General features: G+C 38.0%; 4 protein-coding genes. 3 read left to right on the top strand and 1 reads right to left on the bottom strand.

The features are described from left to right. The coding region (locus LBH98_00330; GenBank protein MDR0303209.1) for a hypothetical protein at window positions 1-1,405 on the bottom strand (1,405 nt) is incomplete at its 3' end. 517 nt (window positions 1,406-1,922) lie between these two features. Between LBH98_00330 and LBH98_00325 the strand changes: the two genes are divergently transcribed. The 3 genes from LBH98_00325 (at window position 1,923) to LBH98_00315 (ending at window position 6,166) form a co-directional block, all read left to right on the top strand. Next, window positions 1,923-3,266 carry an ATP-dependent 6-phosphofructokinase gene (locus LBH98_00325; GenBank protein MDR0303208.1) on the top strand — a complete coding sequence of 448 codons (1,344 nt, stop codon included), beginning with the start codon at window positions 1,923-1,925 and terminating at the stop codon, window positions 3,264-3,266. 7 nt (window positions 3,267-3,273) lie between these two features. Next, on the top strand, window positions 3,274-5,688 hold the full coding sequence (locus tag LBH98_00320) for a cation:proton antiporter (protein MDR0303207.1): 2,415 nt from the start codon (window positions 3,274-3,276) through the stop codon (window positions 5,686-5,688). 115 nt (window positions 5,689-5,803) lie between these two features. After that, on the top strand, window positions 5,804-6,166 hold the full coding sequence (locus tag LBH98_00315; protein ID MDR0303206.1) for a hypothetical protein: 363 nt from the start codon (window positions 5,804-5,806) through the stop codon (window positions 6,164-6,166). Window positions 6,167-6,168: the final 2 nt, after the last annotated feature.

Raw genomic sequence — 6,168 nt, 5'->3', positions numbered from 1 at the left:
CTGCTTTTTCCGGAGCGGCAGGTTCGGTAATCTTCTCAAAACTCAATACGTCTATGAGTGGGGCTACTTCCGAATCGGCGTTGGTGTTGAACGTTACTTTGTTCTTTCGACGCTGGGGTGAATATGAATGGTCGCTGTATTTTGACTCATCCCAACCAACAATGTCGCTTTTACTATTGAATAAATTTCTATCGACATACACTTTTGTCAGTGCTTTATTATTGAGTAAGTTAAGTTCGGTCAGTTGATTGCCTTGGCAACTCAACTTCGGTAGCGCAGTGCTATTAGGTAAGGAAAGTGTAGTTAATTGGTTGTAGGAACAATCCAACAACGAATCCAGTTTAGTGTTATTAGATAAATCAAGTGATGTTAATTGATTTTCGTAACACCTTAATGCTTTCAGTGCAATATTATTTGAAACATTAAGTTTGGTCAATTGATTTCTATCACAAAACAATTTCGTCAATTTGCTATTCTTAGATACATTCAATGTTGTTAATTGATTCATGTCGCATGCTAACCATGTTAGTTCCGGATTATTCGACATGTCAAGTGTTTTTAATTGATTGCGAGGACAACTAATTACTTGCAATTTAGAGTTGTTAGATAAATCAAGTTCAGTTAATTGGTTGTCCCAGCAATCCAATAATGTCAGCGCAGTACACCCAGAGACATTCAATTCAGTTAGTTGATTGTTACTACAATCCAAAGAATCCAGTTTGATATTTTTAGATAAGTCAAGCGAGATTAATTGATTGTATTCACAAGCAATTTTTCGCAAATTTGTATTCTTGGACACATCAAGTTCAGTCAATTGGTTGTAGTGAAAACTGCAATTTTCTAATGCGAGATTGTTTGACACATCAATTGTTGTCAATTGGTTCCCACAAACCCCTAAAAATGTTAATTTAGTGTTTTTTGATACATCAAGTGACGTAAATTTGTTATAGGCAAGATTCAAGAAAACAAGTTCGGTGTTCTTCGACAAATCAATTGACGTTAATTCGTTACCGTGATCGGAGCACTCCAGACGTGTCAATTCAAGATTGTTTGATACATCAAGTGATTTTAATTTATTACCGGAAAAATTCAAGTAGTTTAATGCAGTACAATTTGATATGTCCAGCGTTGTCAGTTCGTTGTAATTGCAATACAACGTCTTCAATTCAGTAAAATATTCTATGCCCGCAAGGGATTTTATACCTTTTCTATTCACATTAAGGTTTTTAATCCCACTCACATCACTGTCAAGTATCGGAGCGGGAGACGTTTTCCCAATCGCCTTATACACCTCCGCCCTAAAGTTCAGGTCGGTAAACTTATTCGTGATGTCTTCAGCCGATACCATTTGTGCGGCAATCATCAATACCGCCATCATTTTCAGAAATCTGTTTTTGTTTTGCATAAAAAACTCCTTGTTTAATTTTTCCCATATTGTCTGTTCTGTTCCACATTTCCAGTATAGATTGCTTCACTTCGTTCGCAATGACAGACGGCGCTTGTATCGTCATTAGCCGAATTTAATAACTCTTATGAATTAAAGGAAAGAAGCGCGGTAAAATCAGAAAAGGCTGTCCCGCCAATAATTCATAATTATTTGCAGTAAACAATGAATTCACCCGTGTTTAACTAAATAGGCGTTAATAGGCAGAACAACCTGTGAAGAAAGTTCACGCTTATTTAGTTAATAAAAAGATAAAGAACACGAATGAAAAGTCCGGTATTATCCCAACAATCCATTGTTTACTGCATTACTAAAATAATTTATTGTTTTAATAAATATGAGGAGGAAGCAGAAATATTTGCCAAAAAGAAAATATCTTTTCGTGACAATATTATTCCTTTGTTTCCATTAATAAGTATTTTTCTCAATTCCGCTTAGAAATAAATTATTTTTCTTAACCAGAGGCAAAGGAGTTATTATGTCAGAAGATTTTAGCAATGTCCGCAGTGAAGATTTCGTTATCGAAACTCTTGGGCACACCAATATCAAATCCCCGCTTAATTTATCGACGAAAGACGGAGATTTCATAGCAAATTTTGTGGAAGATACCGAAATCATAGTTCTAAACAGTCATACCGATTGGAATATGGCAAAAAGTTTTAAGCCGATTTTTGTCGAAGCGGCGGGTCCTCGTAAAGACATTTATTTTGACGCCGGAAAAGTAAAAGCGGCGATAATTACATGCGGCGGCTTGTGTCCCGGATTAAACAACGTTATTCGCGACATTACTTATACGCTTCGTGTACAGTACGGCGTAAATAACGTTGTGGGTATTTGTAACGGATACAAAGGATTTCTGCCGGAATTCAAACTCCCGATCATTGATTTGACAATAGATAAAGTTCGTGATATTCACCGTGAAGGCGGAACTATTCTGGGCTCTTCCCGCGGATACGGAGACAGAACGAACGATATTGCGGATTGTTTAGAGCGTATGAATATAAACATGCTTTTTACAATAGGCGGCGACGGCACTCAAAAGGGAGCGCTACGAATTTATGAAGAGACAAAAAATCGAGGAATGAAATTGTCCGTCATAGGTATTCCAAAAACAATCGACAACGATTTGAGTTTTGTTCGCAAATCTTTCGGTTTTGAAACCGCGGTAGAAAAATCTACCGAAGCGGTCGAATCGGCGACGATTGAAGCGAGAGGCGCCACAAACGGCATAGGGCTTGTAAAACTTATGGGGAGAGAATCGGGATTTATCGCCGCTCACACGGCGGTGGCGGCGAATAACGTCGATTTTGTGCTTGTTCCGGAAGTTCCTTTTGCGCTTGAAGGTGAAAACGGTTTTTTAGAAACGTTGCGCAGAAGAGTTATTGAAAACGGTTACGCCGTCGTTATTGTCGCCGAAGGCGCCGGACAAAAATTATTGAAAAATTTTGACGATAAATATTTGGAAATCGATGCCTCCGGAAATAAAAAATTAGGCGATATAGGGATATTCATTCGTGATAAAATAATTGAATACTTTGCTAAAAGTAACGTAGAGTGCAATATGAAATATATTGATCCGTCCTATATCGTAAGAAGTCAGCCAGCCAACGCCAACGATTCGCTTTATTGTTCACAATTGGCGGCAAACGCCGTTCATGCCGCAATGGGCGGTAAAACCGGCGCTTTAATCGGTCTTGTGCATAATTATTACGTTCATATCCCTATTAAAATGGCTGTGAGTCAGCGAAATACGATAAATCCCGACGGAACAACTTGGCGTGCGGTTTTGGAATCGACAGGACAGCCGCCGTTAATGAAATAGGAATTTAATGTCAGATCAGCTTTTTGTATTTTCAATATTGCTGTTTGCGATATTTTCAGTTCCCATAATTTCCGAGAAAACAAAAATTCCCGGAATCGTGTTTTATATTCTTTTCGGGATAATTTTAGAAAGTTTTGTTTTCAAACTAGAATCGTTGAGCGAATCGTTCCACATTTTCTCAGAAATAGGAAAATTGTATTTAATGTTTATCGCCGGTTTGGAAATAGATACCTTCCTTTTCAAAAAGAATGCGTTCAAAAGCGTAGTTTTTGGTTTGCTTACATTTATAATTCCGCAGCTTTTAGGGACAATTTTAATAGTAAAACTTTTTGGCTGTACTCCAAAAACCGCAATTCTTACGGCGAGTTTTTTCGCTTCGCATACGCTTCTATCGCTTAGAATGATCAACAAATTCGGTTTGGGGAATTCCGAAGCGGTTTCTGTCACTGTCGGCGCTACGATTATTTCGGACATCGCCGTTTTGGGACTTTTGGCGGTTATTTCCGATATTTCGCAGGAAATTACAACCTTTACTCATTTCGCGTTAATGTTTATAAGCTGGATTTTATTTATCGTTTTGGTTCTTTGGATTATTCCTAAGATTACACAAAAAATATTTCGTGCGGTTTCAGAAGACGGATATTCGCAGTTTTTGTTTGTGTTTGCAAGCGTTTGCTTAGTCTCATGGTCGGCGCATTTTTTACGATTGGAATCGCTTATCGGAGCTTTTTTCTGCGGATTGGCTTTCGGCAAGTTGATTTTAAAAAACGGCGTTTTGATGACGAAAATAAATTTTGCAGGCAATACGCTTTTTATTCCGTTTTTTCTTATTTCTGCCGGAATGTTGATAAGACCGAAAATTTTTGTGGAAAGCAATGAGGCGTTAGTTTTGGGAATCGCTTTAACCGTCTTGACAATAATCTCCAAATCGTCGGCAAGTTTTATTTTCGGGAAAATCTTTAAATATTCAAAAGAAGCGATATTCATGATGTCCGGCATGACGTTTCAGCAGGCGGCGACGACAATTGCCTGCGCGGTGGTCGGACTTGAAATAAAAATTATCTCCGAAACTATTTTTAACGCCGCAATGATATTGATTTTGCTTACATGTACCGTCGGCGAGATAGCGGCGCTTTATTTTGCCGAAAAATACGCTCAAAATCTGCCGAAAAAACGGATAGACGCTTTTTTTGAAAGCAGGACTTTAGTATTAGTTTCAGATGTGGAAAGCAGCGGCGGCCTTTTGGATTTTGCTTGTTTATTTAGAACGCAGGCGAAAAAATATATGATTTCGCCGCTTACAATTTCGGACGGAAGCAGACAGTCGCTCGCCGAATCTGAAACGATTCTAGGTTTTTGTATGAATCATGCCAGCGAACTTGAGGAAAATTTTCAAGCGGAAATGCGAATTGCGAACAATACTATAGACGGAATTTTGCACGCCGTAGCCGAAACAAAATCTTCAACGGTCGTTTGTCCTTTTGAACGCGGTTATTTACGGCTTTTGGACGATTGTTCGTCGAGTTTGGTTTTCGCGAAAATAGTCGGAAATATTGCAATAACAAAACGTATTATTGCGGTTTTTATGCCGACAAGCGAAAATAGCGGGGATGTCGTTTCGTTTATAGCTCAAATCAAACATCTGTCGATACAGGTAAGCGCCGAAGCCGTATTTTACTTATCCGAGAACCAAAGCGGTGAAGTTTCCGAAAAAATAAACAAATTTTTTAAGGGCGCGGTTAAATACAAAATATGTGTAAAAAAACATTGGAATATTATTAAGCGGGATTTACCGGGCGATATTCGTAACGACGACGCGCTTGTCGTTTTAATGGGCGCGAGGCATAAATTATTCCGTTCGCCTTCAACCGATAAATATCCGGTTCAATTATCCGACAGATTTGAACGGAACAACGTTTTTGCCGTTTACCCGTCTCTGTCGCTTGTCGCTTTGGAAAACGAAGAAATGTTGCTGGAAGAAAACGTCACGCCGCAAAAAATTCCGGAATACCCCAAACTTGAAGCGATAGAAACGCAAAAGAACGATTTTGAAAGTATAACACGGTCAATATCTGAAAAAAACGGAGTGTCTCAGAGTGAAATTTACAATATTCTTTTTTCAAGTTTGGAATTGTATCCCGTCGAACTTATTCCGGAAGTTATTTTGATACACGCTCACACGGAATATATTGAAAATCCGCAGATATTTTTGTGGTTTCAAAAAGAGAAACGAGAAATCTATCCGTCAAAAGCGTCGCCTAAAGTACTTATCGTCGTCTTAAATCCGCTTAACGGAGATCCGCAAATTCACCTAAAAACGCTGTCAAGAATCGCAGGGCTCTTTACAAATCCGAAATGTTGCGAAATTATTGAAAATTGTCAAACCTGCGAAGAATTGACACAAGAATTACAGAAAATTTAAGGAAAATTTTTACGCTTAAGAACGCAAAATGCCGAGAGTATTTGAAAAACCGGGTTTTAATAATGTGAAATTATTTATTTTAGAGAATCATTTATCATTAAGGAAAACAAATATAATGCGAATAGACTCAAAAGCGGTTTCTTCATATTACCGTAAAATGCGGATAATAACATTGCCGCAATATAATCGAATCGCATTTTTGCACGAGGCTATGTTTAATACCGTAAGATTGGCTATTTATGGGGAAAAAAGATATATACGAAGCCGTTTGGATTCCGTTCAAAATATTCTCGTTCAATTAACTTCAATAATAAAAACGGATAGCGATGAAAACGAACTTGCCAATGAATTGCTTTTACTTTACGATTACTTATACGTAAAACTTGAAAATGAAGATATTGCTTCAATGAATGATTCGCTGCAGGTGCTTTCGCTTCTTCATGAAACATTTCATAACCTTATAAAGAAACGAGAGTAGTT

It is taken from the genome of Chitinispirillales bacterium (assembly GCA_031254455.1).
In the GTDB taxonomy this organism is placed as follows: domain Bacteria; phylum Fibrobacterota; class Chitinivibrionia; order Chitinivibrionales; family Chitinivibrionaceae; genus WRFX01.
The sequence above is the reverse complement of the archived record's forward strand: the minus strand, read 5'-3'. Positions and strand labels throughout refer to the sequence as shown.

Excerpts from the sequence above, each read along its gene's own strand:
- LBH98_00325 (MDR0303208.1), top strand. The coding sequence starts at position 1,923 with ATGTCAGAAGATTTTAGCAATGTCCGCAGTGAAGATTTCGTTATCGAA.
- LBH98_00320 (MDR0303207.1), top strand. The coding sequence starts at position 3,274 with ATGTCAGATCAGCTTTTTGTATTTTCAATATTGCTGTTTGCGATATTT.
- LBH98_00315 (MDR0303206.1), top strand. The coding sequence starts at position 5,804 with ATGCGAATAGACTCAAAAGCGGTTTCTTCATATTACCGTAAAATGCGG.